Genomic DNA, 20090 nt, shown 5'->3' with positions numbered 1-20090 from the left:
CCGTACTCACACCCTACCCCGGGGGGTTGTTTCTGGTAATTATAAAAAAAAAACACACACACTGTGGTTTTCGCCCCCCCCCCCCGTGGGGGGGGGGGGTGTCACTCACCCCCCCCGGGGGGGCCGGGGCCCCGCCCCCCCGCGGCTCGCGGACATCGCCGCCCAGTCCGGTGTCAGCGAGGCCACCGTCAGCCGGGTCCTCAACGGCAAGGCGGGCGTGGCCGGGGCGACCCGGCACAGGGTGCTCGCGGCGCTCGACGTCCTCGGGTACGAGCGTCCCGTACGCCTCAAACGCCGCAGCGCGGGCCTCGTCGGGCTCGTCGTGCCCGAGCTGACCAATCCGATCTTCCCGGCGTTCGCCCAGGTCGTCGAGCAGGTCCTCGCCGGGCACGGCTACACCCCGGTGCTCTGCACCCAGATGCCCGGCGGCGCCACCGAGGACGAACTCGTCGAGCAGCTCGTGGAGCGCGGGGTGGCCGGCATCGTCTTCCTCTCCGGGCTGCACGCGGACGCCTCCGCCGACCCGGCCCGCTACGCCCGGCTGTCCGCCCGGGGCGTGCCATACGTCCTCATCAACGGCTACAACGAGCACATCGACGCCAACTTCGTCTCCCCGGACGACCGGGCCGCGGCCCGCATGGCCGTGCGGCACCTGGTCGAGCTGGGCCACGAGCGGATCGGGCTGGCCATCGGCCCCACCCGCTACGTCCCCTCGCGCCGCAAGGCCGAGGGCTTCACGGCCGAGCTGTACGAGCTCCTCGGCGTCGAACGGGCCGACGCGGAACGGTTCATCAGGCCCACGCTGTTCGGCGTCGAGGGCGGCCACGCCGCCGCCGACATCCTGCTCCGCGAGGGCTGTACGGGCATCGTCTGCGGCTCCGACCTGATGGCGCTCGGCGTGATCCGTGCCGTCCGCGCCCGCGGCCTCGACGTGCCCGGGGACGTCTCCGTCGTCGGCTTCGACGACTCGCCGCTGATCGCCTTCACCAGCCCGCCGCTCTCCACCGTGCGCCAGCCCGTACAGGCCATGGCGACGGCGGCGGTCGGCGCGCTCCTGGAGGAGATCGAGGGCAATCCCGTGCAGCGCACGGAGTTCGTCTTCCAGCCGGAGCTGGTGGTGCGCGGCTCCACGGCGCAGCCTCCCGCGGGCGCTCACCGCGAACCGCAAGTCCTTTCGTAACAAGTTGCGTCGGGGTGTCCGGAGGGTTGACCGGGCGCCGGGGCACTCGTACGGTCACGGCTGAAAACAGTTGCTGAAGTTTTCGGCAACTTCTTGCGACATCGACGTCGTACAGGAGGAAGCATGGCCAGGAGAACCGTGGCCGCTGCACTCGCCCTCGTGGCGGGAGCCGCCGCTGTGGCCGTCACGGGAAACGCCCCGGCGCAGGCCGCCCCGCCCGGCGAGAAGGACGTCACCGCGGTGATGTTCGAATGGAACTTCGCCTCGGTCGGCCGTGAGTGCACCGACCGCCTCGGCCCCGCCGGATACGGATACGTCCAGGTCTCCCCGCCCCAGGAACACGTGCGGGGCGGCCAGTGGTGGACCTCGTACCAGCCGGTCAGTTACAAGATCGCCGGACGTCTCGGCGACCGCACCGCCTTCAAGAGGATGATCGACACCTGCCACGCGGCCGGCGTCAAGGTCGTCGCCGACTCCGTCATCAACCACATGGCGAACGGCTCCGGCACGGGAACGGGCGGGACCCCGTTCTCCAAGTACGACTACCCGGGCCTCTACTCCGGCTCCGACATGGACGACTGCCGGTCCACGATCACCAACTACCAGGACCGCGGCAACGTCCAGAACTGCGAACTGGTCCAGCTCCCCGACCTCGACACCGGCGAGGAGTACGTCCGCGGCCGCATAGCCGGCTACCTCAACGACCTCCTCTCGCTCGGCGTCGACGGCTTCCGCATCGACGCCGCCAAGCACATGCCGGCCGCCGACCTCGCGAACATCAAGTCCCGGCTCACCAAGCCCGGCGTGTACTGGAAGCTGGAGGCCATCCACGGCGCCGGCGAGGCCGTCTCCCCGAGCGAGTACCTCGGCAGCGGAGACGTCCAGGAGTTCCGCTACGCCCGCGACCTCAAGCGTGTCCTGCAGAACGAGAAGCTCGCCTACCTGAAGAACTTCGGCGAGGCCTGGGGCCACATGCCCTCCGGCCAGTCCAACGTCTTCGTGGACAACCACGACACCGAGCGCGGCGGAGACACCCTCTCCTACAAGGACGGCGCGAACTACACCCTCGCCTCCGTCTTCGCGCTCGCCTGGCCCTACGGCTCCCCGGACGTCCACTCCGGCTACGAGTGGACCGACAAGGACGCGGGCCCGCCCAACGGCGGCCAGGTCGACGCCTGCTACACCGACGGCTGGAAGTGCCAGCACGCCTGGCGCGAGATCTCGTCCATGGTCGCCTTCCGCAACACCGCGCGCGGCCAGGCCGTCACCCAGTGGTGGGACAACGGCAACAACGCCATCGCGTTCGGCCGCGGCTCCAAGGCGTACGTGGCGATCAACCACGAGCCCTGGGCGCTCACCCGCACCTTCCAGACCTCGCTGCCCGCCGGCGGCTACTGCGACGTCCAGTCGAACACGCCCGTGACGGTGAACTCGTCCGGCCAGTTCACGGCCACCCTCCGCGCCGACACCGCGCTGGCCCTGCACGTCAACGCCACCGGCTGCGGCGGCACCACCCCGACCGCGCCGCCGACGACGACCCCGCCCGCCACCGCGGGGGCCTCGTTCGAGGTCACCGCCACCACCACGGTCGGCCAGAACATCTACGTCACCGGCAACCGCGCCGAACTCGGCAACTGGTCCCCGGCCGCCGCCCTGAAGCTCGACCCGGCCACGTACCCCGTCTGGAAGCTCACCCTCGGCCTCCCCGCCGGAACGGCCTTCGAGTACAAGTACCTCCGCAAGGACGCCGCCGGAAACGTCACCTGGGAGTCCGGCGCCAACCGCACCGCGACCGTCCCCGCCTCCGGCCGGACCGTCCTGAACGACACCTTCCGCAGCTGAGTCCCCTCCCTCCGCAGGGCCGCCCCGTCCGGGGCGGCCCCCTCTTCCCGTCCCTCCAGGGAGCATCCCCGTGACACGCAAGAGAACGGCGGTCGCGCTCGCCGCCGCCCTGTGCGCCGCCCTCGCGCCCGCCGTCCCCGCGGCCGCCGCGCCCCGGCCCCCCGCCCCGCCGTCCGACCGGGCGCTCGCGGCCGAGCCCGCCCGCCATGACCTCACCCGCGAGCAGTTCTACTTCGTCCTGCCCGACCGCTTCGCCAACGGCGACACCTCCAACGACCGGGGCGGCCTCACCGGCAGCCGTACCCAGACCGGCTTCGACCCCACCGACAAGGGCTTCTACCAGGGCGGCGACCTCAAGGGCCTGACCCAGCGGCTCGACTACATCAAGGGCCTCGGCACCACCGCCATCTGGATGGCGCCGATCTTCAGGAACCGGCCCGTGCAGGGCACCGGCAAGGACGCGTCGGCCGGCTACCACGGCTACTGGATCACCGACTTCACCCAGGTCGACCCGCACTTCGGGACCAACGAGGACCTGGAGAGGCTGATCGCCGCCGCCCACGCCAAGGGCATGAAGGTCTTCTTCGACGTCATCACCAACCACACCGCCGACACGGTCGACTACGCCGAGCAGAAGTACGGCTACCGCCCCAAGGGCTCCCACCCCTACCTCGACGCCTCGGGCCGCCCCTTCGACGACCGGACGAAGATCGGGAAGGTGGACGCGGACTCCTTCCCGTACACCCCCGTCGAGAAGGCGAACACCAAGGTCCCGTCCTGGCTCAACGACCCCACGATGTACCACAACCGGGGCGACTCCACCTGGGCCGGAGAGTCCGCCGAGTACGGCGACTTCGTCGGCCTCGACGACCTGTGGACCGAGCGCCCCGAGGTCGTCGAGGGCATGAAGCGGATCTACGAGAAGTGGGTCCGCGACTTCAAGATCGACGGCTTCCGCATCGACACCGTCAAACACGTCGACCTGGACTTCTGGACCCAGTGGGCCACCGCCCTCGACGCCTACGCCCAGAAGCGGGGCCGCGAGGACTTCTTCATGTTCGGCGAGGTGTACTCCGCCGACCCGACCGTCACCGCCCCCTACGTGACCAGGGGCCGGCTCGACTCCACCCTCGACTTCCCCTTCCAGGACGCGGCCCGCGCCTTCGCCTCCCAGGGCGCCGGAGCCGACCGCCTCGCCAAGGTCTTCGCCGAGGACTACCGCTACACCACCGACAAGGCCAACGCCTACGAGCAGGTCACGTTCCTCGGCAACCACGACATGGGCCGCATCGGCACCTTCCTCAAGCAGGACAACCCGACCGCGTCCGACGCCGAACTCGTCCGGCGGGCCCGCCTCGCCAACGAGCTGATGTTCCTCTCCCGGGGCAACCCGGTGATCTACTCCGGCGACGAGCAGGGCTTCACCGGCGCCGGCGGCGACAAGGACGCCCGCCAGCCCCTCTTCGCCGCCCGGTCCGCCGACTACCTCGACGACGACCAGCTCGGCACCGACCGCACCCACGCCACCGACGCCTACGACACCACGCACCCGGTGTACAGCTCGGTGGCCCAGCTGTCCCGTCTCACGAAGGCACACCCGGCCCTCCGCGACGGCGTCCAGCAGGAACGGTACGCCGAGGGCTCCGTCTACGCCTTCTCCCGTACGGACGCGGCCCGGCGGACCGAGTACCTCGTCGCCTCCAACAGCGCCACCACCGCCAGGACCGTCACCGTCCCCGTCGACTCCGCGAACCTCCGCTTCCTGTACGGCGGGCAGGGCGCCGTCGCCGCGAAGGACGGCAAGGTGACCGTCACCGTCCCGGCCCTGTCCTCCCTGGTCCTCAAGGCCGACAAGCCCCTCCCGGCCCCGGCCGCGAAGCCCGCCGTGTCCCTGAAGGCCCCCGCAGCCGGAGCCACCGGCACCGTCGAACTCACCGCCGACGTCACCGGCGGCGGCCTCAACCGGGTCGTCTTCGCCGCCCAGACCGGCAACGGCCGCTGGCAGACCCTCGGCACCGCCGACCACGCCCCCTACAAGGTCACCCAGCACGTCACCGCCCCCGCCGGCACCGCCCTGCGCTACAAGGCCGTCGTCGTCGACAGCGCCGGGCGCACCGCGAGCGCCACCGCCGCCGGCACGGCGGGCCAGGCCCCGGCGCCCGAGAGGCCCGTCGCCGTCGAGCGCACCCACGCGATCGTCCACTACCGGCGTGGGGACGGGAACTACGACGGCTGGACCCTGAAGGCGGCAGGGCAGGAAGCCGCGTTCACCGGCCGCGACGCCCACGGTGCCTTCGCCTGGGTCAAGGTCCCCGAGGGCGCCTCCACCGTCACGTACACCGTCGAGAAGGACGGCACCGCCGACGGCCCCCAGCGGAGCATCACCCTCGGCCGCACCGGCGAGGTCTGGATCACGCAGGGCGCCGAAGGACAGTCCGACACGAACCCGGCCCCCGGACAGCAGGACAAGACCAAGGCCGTCATCCACTACCAGCGCCCCGACGGGAACTACGACGGCTGGGGCCTCCACACCTGGACCGGCGCCGCCCAGCCCACCGACTGGTCCAAGCCGCTCATGCCCGTCCGCACCGACGCGTACGGCGCCGTCTACGAGGTGCCGCTCACCGAGGGCGCGACCTCCCTCTCGTACATCCTCCACAAGGGCGACGAGAAGGACCTGCCCACCGACCAGTCCCTCGACCTCGCCACCCACGGCCACGAGATCTGGACGCTCTCCGGACAGCAGAAGTACCTGCTCCCCACCGTCGGCGGCGCCCCGAACCTCGACCTCGGCAAGGCCGAGGCCCAGTGGATCGACCGGAACACCGTCGTCTGGAAGGTCAAGGCGACCGACGCCACCAGCCAGCAGCTCGTGTACGCGAAGGACGGCGGGATCACCGTCACCGACGGCGCCCTGAACACCGAGGGCCAGTGGCTCCGGCTCGACCGGACCGCCCTCACCGACGCCCAGAAGACCGCGTTCCCGCACCTCAAGGAGTACCCGGCCTTCGCCGTCGACCCGCGCGACGCCGACCGCGTCCGTGACTCCCTGCGCGGCCAGCTCATCGCCACCCAACGTGCCGCCAACGGGGCGCTGCTCGCCGCCACCGGCGTGCAGACCGCGGGCGTGCTCGACGACCTGTACGCCGGGAAGGCGACCGGCGCCGCCCTCGGACCCGTCTTCCGCGGCGGCCGCCCCACCCTCTCGGTGTGGGCCCCCACCGCCCAGTCCGTCGCCCTCGAACTCGACGGCAAGGCCGTCCCCATGCGGCGCGACGACAGCTCCGGCGTCTGGTCCGTCACCGGCCCGAAGTCCTGGACGGGCAAGCCCTACCGCTACGTCGTGAAGGTCTGGGCGCCCACCGTCCAGCAGATCGTCACCAACAAGGTCACCGACCCCTACTCCACCGCCCTCACCACCGACTCCGCCCGCAGCCTCGCCGTCGACCTCACCGACACCCGGCTCGCGCCCGAGGGCTGGACGTCACTGAAGAAGCCGGCCCCCGTCCCGCTGCGGGACGCCCAGATCCAGGAGCTGCACGTCCGCGACTTCTCGATCGCGGACCCGACGGCCGAGGCCGCCCACAAGGGCACCTTCCTCGCCTTCACCGACAGGAACAGCGAGGGCTCCAAGCACCTCAAGGCCCTCGCCGACTCCGGCACCTCCTACGTCCACCTCCTCCCGGCCTTCGACATCGGCACCATCCCCGAGAAGAAGTCCGCACAGACCACCCCCGCCTGCGACCTCGCGGTCCACGCCCCCGACTCCGAGGAGCAGCAGGCCTGCGTCGCCGCCGCCGCGGCCAAGGACGCCTACAACTGGGGCTACGACCCGCTGCACTACACCGTCCCCGAGGGCTCCTACGCCACCGACCCCGACGGCACCCGCCGCACGGTCGAGTTCCGGCAGATGGTCCAGGCCCTCAACGGACAGGGCCTGCGCACGGTCATGGACGTCGTCTACAACCACACCGTCGCCGCCGGACAGTCCGACAAGTCCGTCCTCGACCGGATCGTGCCCGGCTACTACCAGCGCCTCCAGGCCGACGGCTCCGTCGCCACCTCCACCTGCTGCGCCAACACCGCGCCCGAGAACGCCATGATGGGCAAGCTCGTCGTCGACTCCGTCGTCACCTGGGCGCGCGAGTACAAGGTCGACGGCTTCCGCTTCGACCTCATGGGCCACCACCCGAAGGAGAACATCCTCGCCGTCCGCGCGGCCCTCGACGCCCTGACCGTCGAGAAGGACGGCGTCGACGGGAAGGCGATCGTCCTCTACGGCGAAGGCTGGAACTTCGGGGAGATCGCCGACGACTCCCGCTTCGTCCAGGCCACCCAGAAGAACATGGCCGGCACCGACATCGCCACCTTCTCCGACCGGGCCCGCGACGCCGTCCGCGGCGGCGGCCCCTTCGACGAGGACCCCGGCGTCCAGGGCTTCGCCTCCGGCCTGTTCACCGACCCCAACACCTCCACCGCCAACGGCACCCCGGAGCAGCAGAAGGCCCGGCTCCTCCACTACCAGGACCTGATCAAGGTCGGCCTCACCGGTAACCTCGCCGCCTACACCTTCACCGACACCTCCGGCCGTACGGTCAAGGGTTCCGAGGTCGACTACAACGGCGCCCCCGCCGGATACGCCGCCGCCCCCGGCGACGCCCTGGCCTACGCCGACGCCCATGACAACGAGACCCTGTACGACGCGCTCGCCTTCAAGCTCCCGGCGGGCACCACCCCCGCCGACCGGGCCCGCATGCAGGTCCTCGCCATGGCGACGGCAACCCTCTCCCAGGGCCCGGCGCTCTCCCAGGCGGGCTCCGACCTGCTGCGCTCCAAGTCCCTGGACCGCAACTCGTACGACAGCGGCGACTGGTTCAACGCCATCCACTGGGACTGCCGTGACGGCAACGGCTTCGGCATCGGCCTCCCGCCGGCCGCCGACAACAAGCCCAAGTGGGGCTACGGCAAGCCGCTGCTCGTCAACCCGGCCCTGACGGTCGGCTGCGCGGAGATCGACGGCACCTCCGCCGCCTACCGCGACCTCCAGAAGATCCGCACCACCGAGCCGGTGTTCTCGCTCGCCACCACCGGGCAGGTGCAGTCCGCGCTGTCCTTCCCGCTCTCCGGCCGCGACGAGACCCCCGGCGTGATCACCATGCGCCTCGGTGACCTGGTCGTCGTCCTCAACGCGACCCCGAACGGCACCTCGCAGAAGATCACCGACCTGGCGGGCATGGGCTACCGCCTCCACCCGGTCCAGGCCGCCGGCTCCGACACGGTGGTCAAGTCCGCCTCCTACGAAGCCGCTTCGGGCACCTTCACGGTCCCGTCGCGGACGGTGGCGGTGTTCAAGGCCGGGTGATCACGCGCTCCAGCAGCGTGACCCCGTAGCGCGTGCCGTCGGCGGCGAGCTTTCCCGGCTCCTCGCCGACGGCGCGGTAGCCCGCGGCCTCGTAGTACGTACGGAGCCGCGGGTTGTCCGACAGGCAGTCCAGCCGGGCCACGGCCCGCCCACCGGCCGCGATCCGCCCCTCCGCGTGCGCCAGCAACACCCGCCCGGTCCCGGCGGGAGCCGCCCCCCGGACCGTCATCAGACGGTGCACGTAACCGGCCACCGGCGGCTGCGGACCCCACGCCTCCTCGTCCTCCCACCACAGCTCGTACGCCCCGACGGCCGGGCCGCCGCCGTCCGTCGCGAGCCACACCTCACCCGCGGCGACCCGCTCCCCGAAGTGCTCCGCGCTCTTCCCGCCGGGCTTCCACTGGTCGATGCCGTTCCGCGCCATCCAGCGCGCCGCCCCGTCGTACATCCCCACCAGCAGGTCCACATCGCTCGTGTCCGCCTGCCGGAAGGTCACTTGTGCCGTCATACCGATCACCGTAAAGGTGTGGCCAGACATCCGACAGCCGTATCCCTCTGGCCGGGAGTGACCCTCATGCCGCAGATCACCGTCGACTACTCCGCGCCCCTCGACCGGCGCGGCTTCGCACGCGCCCTGCACCCGTTCGTCGTCAAGACGGTCGACACGACGCTCGACGCCTGCAAGACCCGCTTCCGCGAGATCGAGGAACTCGTCACCGGCGACGGGACGAGCGACGACGTCATCGTGCACGTCGAGATCGCCCTGCTGCCCGGCCGCACCGACGAGCTCAAGGGCCGGCTCTCGGAAGGCGTGCTCGACCTGCTGCCCGCCCACCTCAGGGCGGCGGACGGCGTACGCCTCTCCGTCGAGGTCCGCGACCTCGAACCGTCCTACCGCAAGCGCTGATCCGGCACCCGGAGAACGAACGCGGAGAGCCTGGCCACCAGTTCCCCGAACGGACCGTCCGCCGGCTCGTCCGCCAGGATCCGGACCAGGGTCTCCGCCACCTCCTCGTCGTACGCGGCGCTCACCGCGGCCAGCGCCGCGAAATCGTGCACCAGCTGCAACTCCAGCTCCGCGCGCGGCACCCGGCGCCCGTCCAGCCAGAGCAGCGCCGTCGACTCGGCGAGCGACACCCAGGAACGGACGACCAGTTCGAGCCGGGCCGACGGCCTCTCGACCTCCAGATGGGCCACGATCTGCTCGTACGCGGCCTGCCGCACCTCGTCGATCATCGCGTTCGTCGTGGAGGAACCCACCGCGGGCCCGCCCCGCATCAGCGCCGCGAAGCCCGGCCCGTGCTCGTCCACGAAGTCGAAGAACCGGCCCATCACCCGCAGCAGCCGCGCCCCGAGGGGCCCCTGCGGCGGCTCCACGAACCGCGCCGCCAACTCGTCGGCGGCCCGCCGCAGCGCCGCCTCGTAGAGGCTCTGCTTGCCGGGGAAGTAGTGGTAGACCAGCGGCCGCGAGATCCCGGCGGCGGCGGCGATCTCGTCGATGGAGACCTCGTCGGGAGAGCGATGGCTGAAGAGTTCGAGGGCGACCCCGATCAACTGCTGCTTGCGCTCCTCGACGCCCATCCTGCGGCGCACCCCGGTCGTCATACGAACAGCCTAACGGGGTCCGTTACGCTGCTGCTCCATGAGCGCTTCCGACCAGGACACCACGGCCACCGAGGCCCCGGAGACCCCCGAGGCCGAACAGAGCCGCGAAGAGACTCCCGAGAAGCCCGCGGAGGAGATCCCTGAGGACGAGGCGCACGAGGGCGAGGCGCACGAGGACGAGACCCCCGCCTCGGGGCTCACCCCCAAGCAGGCGCGACGACTGCGCGTCGCCGTCGCCTCCGTACTGCTCGTGGCGATGGCCGTGGTGCTCGTCGTCCGCCTCGCGAGCCGGACGTCGGTCCTGGTCGTCGGTGTCTACGGCCTCGCCATGATCCTCTGCGGGATCGTGATCGAGCTGTCCCGCAACGGCCGTACGCGGCTCGCCACCTGGCTCCTGGTCGGAGGCCTCCTCGCCGCGCTGGCCTTCGACTGGCTGATCCTGCCCTGACGTCCACCCGCCCCCCGGCCGGCGCCTAGAGGTCGAGCACGAGCCGCTTCCCCGAGCAGCGCGAGACGCAGATCAGCATCGAGCCGTCCCGCTCGGCGTCGGTGAGCAGATCGTCCCTGTGGTCGATCTCGCCCTCCAGGACCCGCTGCCGGCAGGTCCCGCAGAACCCCTGCCCGCACGAGTACACGAGGCCCGGGACCTCCTCGCGCACCGCCGCCAGGACGGACTGGTCGGCCGCCACCGTGACCGTACGCCCGGAGCGGCGCAGTTCGAGCTCGAAGGCCGTGCCGCCGGTCGTCGCCGCGGCCGAGAAGCGCTCGAGGCGCGGCGCCCGGCCCTCCGGCATCGCCGCCGCCACCGCGTCCATCAGACCGTCGGGTCCGCAGCAGTAGACGAGGGTCTCTGCAGGAGTCTGCGCGAGGAAGCCGAGGTCGGGGTGGCCCGACTCGTCCTCGGCGACGACCGTCACCCGCTCGCCGCGGCCCAGCGCCTCGATCTCCGCCAGATACGGCAGGGTGGCGCGGCTCCGTCCGCCGTACACGAGCCGCCAGTCCGCCCCGGCCGCCTCGGCCGCGCGCAGCATCGGCAGGACGGGCGTGATGCCGATGCCACCGGCGACGAAGACGTACGCAGGGGCCTCGGCCAGCGGGAAGCGGTTGCGGGGGCCCCGGATCTCGATCTCCACGCCCTCGTGCAGCTGCTCGTGGACCTCGCGCGAGCCGCCCCGGCCGCCCCGCTCCTCCTCGATGAGCCGGGTGGCCACGGTGTACGAGGTGGGGTCGGCCGGATCGCCGCAGAGCGAGTACTGCCGCACGAGGCCGGAGGGCAGGACGAGGTCGACATGGGCGCCCGGCCGCCAGGCGGGCAACCCGCCCCCCTCCAGGCGTAGTTCGACGACACCCTCGGCGGGCGTGGCGCGCCGGGTCACCCGGACCCTGCGGGGGACGGTGCTGCCCCGGCCGTGTCCGGACACGGGCTCGTCGAGGGCGGGCATCGGCCACAGGGGGGCGGTGGACATGCGGTCGCGGACGGCGCGGCGGGCGAGCAGGGCGGCGCCGACGACGAGGGCGACGGTGGCGAACCGGGGCATCAGCGGCCTCCCCCGGCGCCGGGGGAGGAGGCCAGGTAGGCCAGGGCCTGCGCGGAGTCGCCTTCCTGGGAGGGGTGGTAGGCGCGGCTGAGGTAGCGGGGTATGGAGCGCAGCATGGCGGGGGTGGAGGGCAGCACGCCCTGCCGGCCCCTGCGGACGAACTGTCCGAGGGAGGCCTTGCCGTCGTGGAGGGTCGGGTCGTTCTCCATGAAGAAGCGGACGCCCCGCTGCCAGAGGAAGACGAGGGCGGAGAAGGCGAGCGCCCAGGTGCGGGCGCGGCGCCGGTAGCCGCCGTCGAGGTGCATGAACAGATCGAAGGCGACGGAGCGGTGCTCCACCTCCTCGGCGCCGTGCCAGCGCAGCAGGTCCAGCATCGTGGGGTCGGCGCCGGCCCGGTCGAGCGCGTCGGCGTTCAGGACCCAGTTGCCGAGGAACGCGGTGTAGTGCTCGATGGCGGCGATCATCGCGACCCGTTCCATCAGCCACCAGCGCCGGCGTCGGCCCGGAGGCAGGGTCCGGTCGCCGAGGAGCCTCTCGAAGAACCAGTCGACCTGGGCGGTGTAGGGGGTGGGGTCGAGGCCCTGCTCGCGGAGGTGGGGGAGGACGTCGTCGTGGGCCTGGGAGTGGACGGCCTCCTGGCCGATGAAGCCGATGACGTCCGCGCGCAGCCGGTCGTCGGTGATGTACGGCAGCGCCTGCTTGTAGACGTGCACGAACCAGCGCTCACCGGCCGGGAGCAGCAGGTGCAGCACGTTGATGGTGTGCGTGGTGAAGGGATCGCCGGGGACCCAGTGGAGCGGGGTCAGCGCCCAGTCGAAGGAGACCTTGCGGGCTGTGAGCTCGACGTGCTCCGACGCCACCGGTGCGGGCTGCGTATTAGACATGTCGTCAATGTACTGAGGGGTAGACGGCGGGAACAGGTGTGTGCGGGAGCTTTCTGGCGGGGGCGGGTCGGGCGCCCGGTGGCCATGCGCGGTGACGCGTGGAGGCGCGAGTGGAGATGGGCGTGAGGCGCGAGTGGCGACGTGCGTGGAGGCACGAGTGGAGGCGCGAGTGGAGATGCGCGTGGAACCATGAGCGAGGGACACCCGGATGGTCCTGCGCGGGGTCACCTCAGGGCGCTCATCCGGGTGCCGTCCCGGAGCGTCCCGTCCAGGTCCGCCCGAGCCCCCGCGGCGGCCTTCACGGCGAGGACCGGGCCGTCCGAGCGGCCCTTCACCCCGCCCGAGGTCTCCAGGGCGGTGAAGCCGGGACTGCCGGCCGCCAGGACATACCACCCGCCGCTCGGCGCCTTCCACAGCACGCCCGCCAGCACCCGGGGGTCCCGGACCCCGCAGGCCGGTGAACCCTCGGAGCTGGCCGCGAGCGCGGCCGGGACCGTCGGCGATGGGACCAGGAACTGGGCGAGGACCCGGCTGCCGGTGCCCCGCCAGGTCTCCGCGCGGGTGCACAGCCAGGTGCCGCGTCCCGCGCCCTCGGGGAGCGGCTGCGAGGCGAACCGCCAGGCGTTCACCGACCGCACGCCGTGCGCCCGTACCGCCGTCAGCCGGCAGGCCGTCCGGGCCCACGCCTCCCGCGCGGCCGGGCCCGTGGCGTCCACGGGGGCGTCCGGCGGTCCCCACAGGAGCCGGGCGGGGGCCAGCTCGCCCAGGTCGGTGAGGAGCCGCACACCCGAACCCTCGCGCACCTGGAGAGTGTTCCAGCGGGTGCAGTCCTTCGCCAGGGCGGGACTCGGGACGGGCTCGGTCGTCCCGTGCGCGTCCCGCGCCAGCGGCCAGGGCTCCTCGGCGGGTACGAGGAGATCCCGTACCGCTGTCTCCGTCACCCAGGGAGCGGTGAGATAGCGGACGTTGCCGGCCGCGCGGGAGAGGACGAGCGCGGCCGAACCGACGGCGTCGGCCCCGTCGGTCCGCGCGAAGTCGAGCGCCGCGCCCGCGGCGCCCCCGGCCGGCTCCGCGTACCGCACGGCCCGCAGCCCGTCGTGGAGGAGCACCACCCGGGCTCCGTCCACCACGCCGGCGAACAGCAGCTGCGGGGGCCCCATCGGCGGGCCCACGGGGGTCCCGGGCGTCGCGGAGGACCGCACGGAGGCGCCGGGCCTGGCCCAGACGGCCAGCGCCCGCCGCAGAAGCGCGCTGTCGCCGGTCAGAGCACCGCGCGCGGGCCACACGGAGAAGTCCCGCCGGGTCGAACCGGGCCAGGCGGCCGGGGCGACCCGCTTGAGCGCGCCGGGGTCGAGCGCTGCCTCGGCGGCGGGGTTACGGGCGTACGAGGGTGCCGCCGCACCGTTTCTGCCCCAGCCGTCCCCGGGCAGCCCGAGCAGCGTCCCGCACACGACGAGCGCGGCGAGGGCGACCCCGGCGGCCCGCGCGTGCTGCCGCCGGCGCAGAAGGTCGGTGGGCCGCGCCTGGAGCGCACACGGATCGAACTCGTCGGACTCGAGCAGAGCGGCCCCACCGACCCGCCGGACCCGAAGGGACCCGCCGCCCCCGCTCCTGACTGCACGTCCGGCCTCGCCGGTGGCACCGACGGCCCCGGGGTGTCCGGCCCCGGGACCGGCAGGGGCTGCGCGGCGCCCGCCCCCGACCACGGCCCCCGCATCCGTAGCGACGCCCGCATCCGTACCGGCCCCCGCACCAGCCCCGGCCCCCGCACCCGTACCAGCCCCGCCCCCGGCCCCCGCACCCGTACCAGCCCCGCCCCCGGCCCCCGCATCCGTACCGGCCCCCGCACCAGCCCCGGCCCCGGCACCCGTACCGATGCCCACACCCGTACCAGCCCCGGCCCCCGCGCCCGCCCCCGCACCAGCCCCCTGCCCCGCCCCCGCCCCGGACTCCTCCTCGTCCCCCTCCTCCAGCGCGTCCGCCTCCGCCAGTGCCGCCCGGGGGTTCTCGACGCCGGCCGACGCCAGTACCCGCAGCACCTCCGGGTCGCCCTGGCGTTCCAGGCCGCGGAGGACGTAGGCGGCGCGGCCGGGGCCCGAGAGGCGGGACAGCCGCTGGTCCAGGGCGAGTTCGTCGGCGCCGCCCACCCGGGGGAACAGCCGCAGCCCCCACACGTGCGGGAGCAGCGGCGGAAACTGCGCCCTGCGCGGCAGCGCGAGGCGCCGCAGCGGCAGCCCGGCGACGAGCGCCTGCCGCAGCACCTCCCCCCGCACGTACGCGTAACCGGGATCGACCGCGTCCTCCGCGAGCCACTGCTCCGGTACGGCCGGCCCCGGCACCCGCCGGCGCGGCAGCGAACGCTGGACGAGCGCGTGCGCGGTCAGCACCCGCCGGTTGCGGCCGAGCGACGGCGGCAGCACGAGGTACGCGATGCGGACGAGACGCGGATAGCGCTCGACGAGCGCGGCCTCGGCCTGTTCGACGTCGACGGGGCCCACGGGGGAGGGGACGAGATCCTGGGTGCTCACGTTCAGCAGAACGAGCGATTCTTCCGATGGTCACCCCGGTCCAGGGCGTCCCCCGGGGGCCACCCCACCGCGTGGGCCGTCACCCGCCCGTCAGCCGCTCCCGGATCACGTCCGTCACCTCGTCCGGAACGCCCAGGCCCTCCCGTACGTACGTCTCCATCGTCCCGTGCCGGACCGCCACTTCGTCCAGCCCGGCCTCCAGGTACTCCGGCAGGACCCCGATCAGGTCGAGCGCGAGGTCGGGGTCGCCGCCCTGGGCCGTGAAGCCCTCGATCATCGGCGCGAACGCCTGCCGGACCGCCGTGTTGACCGACAGGTACTCGCTCCGCACGGTCTCCTCGTCCGCGCCGAGCAGGGACAGGACGACCGCCGCCGCCCAGCCCGTCCGGTCCTTGCCCGCCGTGCAGTGGAAGAGCAGCGGCCCGGCGCCCGGCGTGCCCAGCTCGGTGAGGAGGGTGCGGTACGAGGCGCGGCCGGAGTCGCCGGCGACGAAGGTCCGGTAGGTCTGGGCGAAGGCCGCCCGGACCTTGCCCCCGCCGAGGTACTCCTCGGCGAGCGCCGGGTCGGTGAGCAGATCCTTGAGCCGGGCCGCGGGCGGCAGCCCGCTGACGGCCAGGTGGTCGGCGAGGACGTCCGCGACGATCCGCCGCGCACCGGCGGGCAGCCGGTCGGGCCGCTCGACGCGCTCGGTCTCCGTACGGAGGTCGACGACCGTACGGATGCCCAGAGCGGCCACGGCCGGTTCGGCCGGGTCGAGCCGGTCGAGCTGCGCGGAACGCAGGACGAGCCCGGGACGGACGGCCCGCCCGCCACCGAGCGGCAGACCGCCGAGATCACGGAGGTTGGCGACGGAGGCGGCGGGGATGGCGGGCATGCGGCGACTCCTCCGGTTCGTACGCTCCTCGGCGGCGCGCTCGTTTCGACGGTAAGGGATCACCCCGGTCCGGGCAGGTCCGGGCGATTCCTCCCCGTCCAGCCGTCGGCCGTGAGCTTCGCCAGCACCTCCGCCTCCCGCGCGGCGGACAGGCCCACCTCCGGCCGGTCCGGGCGGCGCGGCGCGACCCCGCCGAGCGATGCGAGCCACGCCCACGTGTCGGCGACCGTCTCCGCCGCGGGCCGGCAGCGCAGCCCCGCCGCGAGCGCCCTGGAGACGTCGGCCGTGTGCATCGCGTCGTACATCTCGCCCGGCGGCAGCCACACGGGCAGCTCCGACCACGGCTCCGCCCCGGCCGCGAGCAGCGCCTCGGGCGCGGTCCAGCGGAGCTCGGCGTCCGCGCCGGTGACCCGTACGCAGGCGTCGAGCAGCTCGCCCATGGTCGTGTGCCCGGGCGGTGAGACGAGGTTGTACGGACCGGAGAGCCCCGCGGCGACGGCGTCGAGCGTCCACTCGGCGAGGTCGCGGGCGTCGACGTACTGGATCGGGAGGTCGGCGGGCCCGGGGGCGAGGACCGGGCCGCCGCGCGCGATCCGGCCGAGCCACCAGGGGAGCCGGCCCACGTTCTCGTACGGGCCGATGATGAGGCCCGCGCGGACGAGCAGTGTCCGGTCCGCGCCGAAGGCGGCCGTGACGGCGAGTTCGCCGCCCCGCTTTGCCTCCGCGTAGGGCACGTCCCCGGCGTCCGGCGAACCCTCCACCAGCGGCCCGTCCTCCGCGAGTCCGGCGGCGGGCGGCCAGGCGTACACGGAACGGCTCGACACGTACGCGTACCGCCCGGCCCTTCCCGCGAGCAGCCGGGCCGCGTCCCGTACCGCCGAGGGTGCGGCCGACCAGGTGTCCACGACGGCGTCCCAGGAACCCTCGGCGAGGGCGGCGAGACCGTCAGGACCCGTGGTCCGGTCACCGCGCAGCGACCTGACCCCCTCCGGCGGCGCGTGCCGGCCCCGGTGGAAGACGGTCACCTCCCAGCCCCGTGCGAGCGCCGCCTCGACGATCGCGCGGCCGACGAACTCCGTACCCCCGAGCATCAGTAGCTTCATGATCCGATCCTCTCCGGCGGCACCGGGCGCGGCCAGGGCTTTCCGCTCCCGGAGGATTCCGCCGGCGGAGGAACGTGATCGGATGCGGCACGGGGCTCGTGAGCCGCGCGACGGGGTGACACCATGACGGGCGATGACGGATGCCCGGTCGCCTGTGCGCGCCTTGCGAGCCGCCCTGTTCGCGGTGGTGTGCGTGGTGTTGGCGGCCGTGGGGCATTCGTCCATGTCTGCGCATCGGCTCCCGGCGCTCACGCTGGTCGGCGCGTTCGTCGTGACGGCGGGGGCCGCCTGGACGGCGGCGGGTCGCCGCAGGGGCGCGCCGGCGATCGCGGGCGCGCTGTTCGCCCTCCAGGGCGGCCTGCACCTGATCTTCTCGGTGGCGGGATCCCACGTCGGTGACGCGGGCCACCGGCCGGGGACGCGCGCGCACGACATGACCGGCACGCACGGGACACACGGCACGGGGGCGCGTGCGGACGTGGCCACGGGCACGGGCATGCACTCCGCCCCGGCTCCCGGCACCGGCACCGGCATCGGCATCGGTACCGATGCCGGGCCTGGTGCCGGCATGGGCGTCGACCTCGGTACCGCCACCGGTTCCGGCGCCGGCATGGGCGCCGACCTCGGCACCGCCACCGCTTCCGGCGCCGGCATGGGCGCCGACCTCGGCACCGCCACCGCTTCCGGCGCCGGCATGCTCGCCGTGCACCTGCTCGCCGCGCTGCTCTGCGGACTCTGGCTGGCCCGCGGCGAGGCCGCGTTCTTCACGCTGGCCCGAGCCGCCCTCGCGTACGCCTTCACCCCGCTCCGCCTGCTGTCCGCACGCGTCCGCGTGCCCGACGCCCCGCGCCGACCGGTCCGCGGGACCCGGCGCGCCGCCCACCGGCCGCACACCGTCGTCCTCGCGCACGCCCTGTCCCGGCGCGGCCCGCCCCGGCTGTCCCTACCCCGCGCCACGGCCCTCGGAGCACACGTCTGACCCGGGGGTCCTCCCCCTGTCTGCACCGAGTCCTAGGACAGTCATGACCATCGACGATCCCGTACGCCCGGAAACGCCCGAGGCGCCACCGTCGGAGACCACCCCGACCGCGGCCCCCACCGCCCCTCCTCGCCGGGCCGGAACCTGGAGCGCCCTGCGCCCCCTCGTCCTCCGCCTCCACTTCTTCGCGGGCGTCCTCCTCGCCCCGTTCCTCCTCGTGGCCGCCGCCAGCGGTCTGCTCTACGCGCTCTCCTTCCAGGCCGAGAGGGTGGTGTACGCCCACGAGCTGGAGGTCCCCGTCGGTGACACGGCCCTGCCGCTGTCCCAGCAGGTGAACATCGCCCGCGAGGTCAACCCGAGCGGCACCGTCACCGCCGTCTGGCCCGGCGCCGAACCGGGCGCGACCACCCGGGTCCTGATGGCTGACCCCGACGTCCCCGAGGACACCTCGCTGGCCGTCTTCGTGGACCCGTACACCGGGGACGTACGCGGACAGCTGCCCAGCTACGGCAGTTCCGGCGCCCTCCCGCTGCGCACCTGGATCGACGGCCTGCACCGCGATCTGCACCTCGGCGACCTCGGCCGCAACTACAGCGAACTGGCCGCGAGCTGGCTGTGGGTCGTCGCGCTCGGCGGCCTGCTGCTCTGGCTCGGCCGGCGCCGCGGTAACCGCCGCGCCCTGTTCGTCCCCGAGGGCGGTCCGGCCTCCCGTCGTCGCACCCTGTCCTGGCACGGTTCGGTCGGCCTGTGGGCGGTCACCGGACTCGTCCTGCTGTCCGCGACGGGCCTGACCTGGTCGCGGTACGCGGGCGAGAACATCGGCGCGGTCCAGGACGGACTCGGCGGCGCGACCCCCACCCTGTCCGCGACCGTCGACGGCGCGGCCGCCGGCGGTTCCTCGGAGCACGAGGGCCACGGCGGAGCCCACACCGGGGGCGACACCACGGCCCAGGGCCCCGACATCGGCCCCGACAGGGCACTTGAGGCGGCCCGCGCCGCCGGCGTCGACAGTCCCAGGATCTCGGTGGTCCTGCCCGCCGAGGGCAAGGGCTACGTGGTCAAGGAGACCGACACGCAGTTCCCGCTCCAGCTGGACTCCGTCGCCGTGGACCCGGCCGACGGCGCGGTCCTCGACCGGCTCGCCTTCGCCGACTACCCGCTGCTCGCGAAGCTCACCCGCATAGGCATCGACGCGCACACCGGCGTCTTCCTGGGCCTGTTCAACCAGTTGGCCCTCGCGGCCCTGGCGCTCTCCCTGATCCTGCTCATCTGCTGGGGCTACCGCATGTGGTGGCTGCGCCGCCCGGGCCGCCCGGCGGCGCGCGGGGCGTGGCGGCGCGTGCCGGCGACCCTGCTGCTGCCCCTCGCCGCGGGCACGGCGCTGGTGGCCTGGTTCGTCCCGCTGCTCGGCCTCAGCCTGCTGCTGTTCCTGGCGGTGGACCTCGCCCTCGCGCTGGTGTCCAGGCTGCGGGCGAGGTCACGAACGAGCTGATCAGGGCGTGTACTTGTAGCCGACCCGCCGCACGGTCTGGATCGTGTGGCGGTGCTCGGCACCCAGCTTGCGGCGCAGCCGGGCCACGTGCACGTCGACCGTTCGCCCGTCGCCGACGTGCCCGTACCCCCATACGGTGGTGACCAACTGGTCCCGGGTGTGCACCCGGTGGGGGTTCGCCACGAGATGGGCGAGGAGCTCGAACTCCAGATAGGTCAGGTCGAGCGGCCGCCCGTCGACGACGGCGATCCGACGGGCGTCGTCGATGGCCACGGGCCCCTGTTCCGCCAGGGTGGAGGCGACGGGTGCGGGGGCGGCGACGGGCTGCGGCGGCTGCTGGTCGGCCGGCAGGAGGACCAGGTACCCGACCATCGGCGGACGTCCCGGCAACGTCGGCAGGGTGTGCGGGGGAGCGGGCAGCAGGGTGGCGCCGGGCGGGAGGAAGTCCGCGACCCGGGCGAAGTCGACGCTCTCGTCGGGGTCGACGGCGCGCAGTCGGTGCCGGCCGGGGCGGACGGCCGTGAGGGAGGCGCTCTGGGTGTGGGCCATGAGGGATCAGCTCTTTCGCGCGGAGAAACGGACGGACAGGAGTCGTTCGTCGTGCGCGTCGGCCGAAGGCCGCTGGATCGGACCGTACCGATCGGGGCTTTAGAGGGCCGACGCGTTCCTCGCGCGGCAACACACCCGGTCGAAGTCGTGATGC

General features: G+C 73.4%; 15 protein-coding genes. 7 read left to right on the top strand and 8 right to left on the bottom strand.

Annotation, left to right across the window (positions count from 1 at the left end; all coding sequences use genetic code 11):
• Positions 1-85: 85 nt before the first annotated feature.
• From ACFWV2_RS09305 to pulA, 3 genes are all read left to right on the top strand, one after another.
• Entirely contained in the window at positions 86-1180 is a 1095-nt protein-coding gene (locus ACFWV2_RS09305; protein WP_384404131.1) for a LacI family DNA-binding transcriptional regulator, read from the top strand.
• 123 nt (positions 1181-1303) lie between these two features.
• The gene (locus ACFWV2_RS09300) at positions 1304-3022 is read left to right on the top strand and encodes a carbohydrate-binding module family 20 domain-containing protein (protein WP_384404128.1); all 1719 of its coding nucleotides are present in this window, start codon (positions 1304-1306) and stop codon (positions 3020-3022) included.
• A 70-nt stretch (positions 3023-3092) separates the two neighbouring features.
• Positions 3093-8384 (top strand): pullulanase-type alpha-1,6-glucosidase, encoded by a 5292-nt coding sequence (pulA, locus tag ACFWV2_RS09295; RefSeq protein WP_384404125.1) that lies wholly within the window; start codon positions 3093-3095, stop codon positions 8382-8384.
• Here pulA and ACFWV2_RS09290 read toward each other — a convergent pair.
• Positions 8371-8892, bottom strand: a complete 522-nt coding sequence (locus tag ACFWV2_RS09290; protein ID WP_384404122.1) for a GNAT family N-acetyltransferase — start codon at positions 8890-8892, stop codon at positions 8371-8373. The two genes, pulA and ACFWV2_RS09290, sit on opposite strands and share 14 nt — an antisense overlap.
• A gap of 66 nt (positions 8893-8958) precedes the next feature.
• Here ACFWV2_RS09290 and ACFWV2_RS09285 point away from each other — a divergent pair, with 66 nt between their 5' ends.
• On the top strand, positions 8959-9291 hold the full coding sequence (locus ACFWV2_RS09285; protein WP_384404119.1) for a 5-carboxymethyl-2-hydroxymuconate Delta-isomerase: 333 nt from the start codon (positions 8959-8961) through the stop codon (positions 9289-9291).
• Here ACFWV2_RS09285 and ACFWV2_RS09280 read toward each other — a convergent pair.
• The gene (locus ACFWV2_RS09280; RefSeq protein WP_360783460.1) at positions 9276-9989 is read right to left on the bottom strand and encodes a TetR/AcrR family transcriptional regulator; all 714 of its coding nucleotides are present in this window, start codon (positions 9987-9989) and stop codon (positions 9276-9278) included. The two genes, ACFWV2_RS09285 and ACFWV2_RS09280, sit on opposite strands and share 16 nt — an antisense overlap.
• Before the next feature lie 37 nt (positions 9990-10026).
• Between ACFWV2_RS09280 and ACFWV2_RS09275 the strand changes: the two genes are divergently transcribed.
• Complete coding sequence (locus ACFWV2_RS09275; RefSeq protein ID WP_384404116.1) at positions 10027-10437, top strand: hypothetical protein; 411 nt, start codon at positions 10027-10029, stop codon at positions 10435-10437.
• 25 nt (positions 10438-10462) lie between these two features.
• Here ACFWV2_RS09275 and ACFWV2_RS09270 read toward each other — a convergent pair whose 3' ends face one another.
• From ACFWV2_RS09270 to ACFWV2_RS09250, 5 genes are all read right to left on the bottom strand, one after another.
• Positions 10463-11527: a PDR/VanB family oxidoreductase gene (locus ACFWV2_RS09270; RefSeq protein WP_384404113.1), complete on the bottom strand. Its 1065-nt coding sequence runs from the start codon at positions 11525-11527 to the stop codon at positions 10463-10465.
• A complete protein-coding gene (locus tag ACFWV2_RS09265; RefSeq protein WP_384404110.1) occupies positions 11527-12411 on the bottom strand; it encodes a metal-dependent hydrolase in 885 nt (294 codons plus the stop codon). The genes ACFWV2_RS09270 and ACFWV2_RS09265 overlap by 1 nt, the downstream gene beginning before the upstream one ends.
• Before the next feature lie 224 nt (positions 12412-12635).
• Positions 12636-14939, bottom strand: coding sequence for a hypothetical protein (locus tag ACFWV2_RS09260; protein ID WP_384404108.1), 2304 nt, complete (start codon positions 14937-14939; stop codon positions 12636-12638).
• A 79-nt stretch (positions 14940-15018) separates the two neighbouring features.
• Positions 15019-15813: a tyrosine-protein phosphatase gene (locus ACFWV2_RS09255; protein WP_384404105.1), complete on the bottom strand. Its 795-nt coding sequence runs from the start codon at positions 15811-15813 to the stop codon at positions 15019-15021.
• A 59-nt stretch (positions 15814-15872) separates the two neighbouring features.
• Positions 15873-16916 carry an NAD-dependent epimerase/dehydratase family protein gene (locus tag ACFWV2_RS09250; protein ID WP_384404102.1) on the bottom strand — a complete coding sequence of 348 codons (1044 nt, stop codon included), beginning with the start codon at positions 16914-16916 and terminating at the stop codon, positions 15873-15875.
• Positions 16917-17139: 223 nt separating this feature from the next.
• On the opposite strand from ACFWV2_RS09250, the gene ACFWV2_RS09245 reads away from it, so the two are divergent.
• Together ACFWV2_RS09245 and ACFWV2_RS09240 are read left to right on the top strand one after the other, a co-directional pair.
• A complete protein-coding gene (locus tag ACFWV2_RS09245) occupies positions 17140-17895 on the top strand; it encodes a hypothetical protein (RefSeq protein ID WP_384404100.1) in 756 nt (251 codons plus the stop codon).
• Between the two features lie 43 nt (positions 17896-17938).
• Positions 17939-19387: a PepSY-associated TM helix domain-containing protein gene (locus ACFWV2_RS09240; RefSeq protein WP_384404097.1), complete on the top strand. Its 1449-nt coding sequence runs from the start codon at positions 17939-17941 to the stop codon at positions 19385-19387.
• Here ACFWV2_RS09240 and ACFWV2_RS09235 read toward each other — a convergent pair whose 3' ends face one another.
• On the bottom strand, positions 19388-19936 hold the full coding sequence (locus ACFWV2_RS09235) for a winged helix-turn-helix domain-containing protein (protein ID WP_384404094.1): 549 nt from the start codon (positions 19934-19936) through the stop codon (positions 19388-19390).
• Positions 19937-20090 lie beyond the last annotated feature (154 nt).

It is taken from the genome of Streptomyces sp. NPDC058671, from assembly GCF_042716475.1.
GTDB lineage: Bacteria > Actinomycetota > Actinomycetes > Streptomycetales > Streptomycetaceae > Streptomyces.
This window is presented reverse-complemented; position numbering and strand designations above follow the sequence as displayed.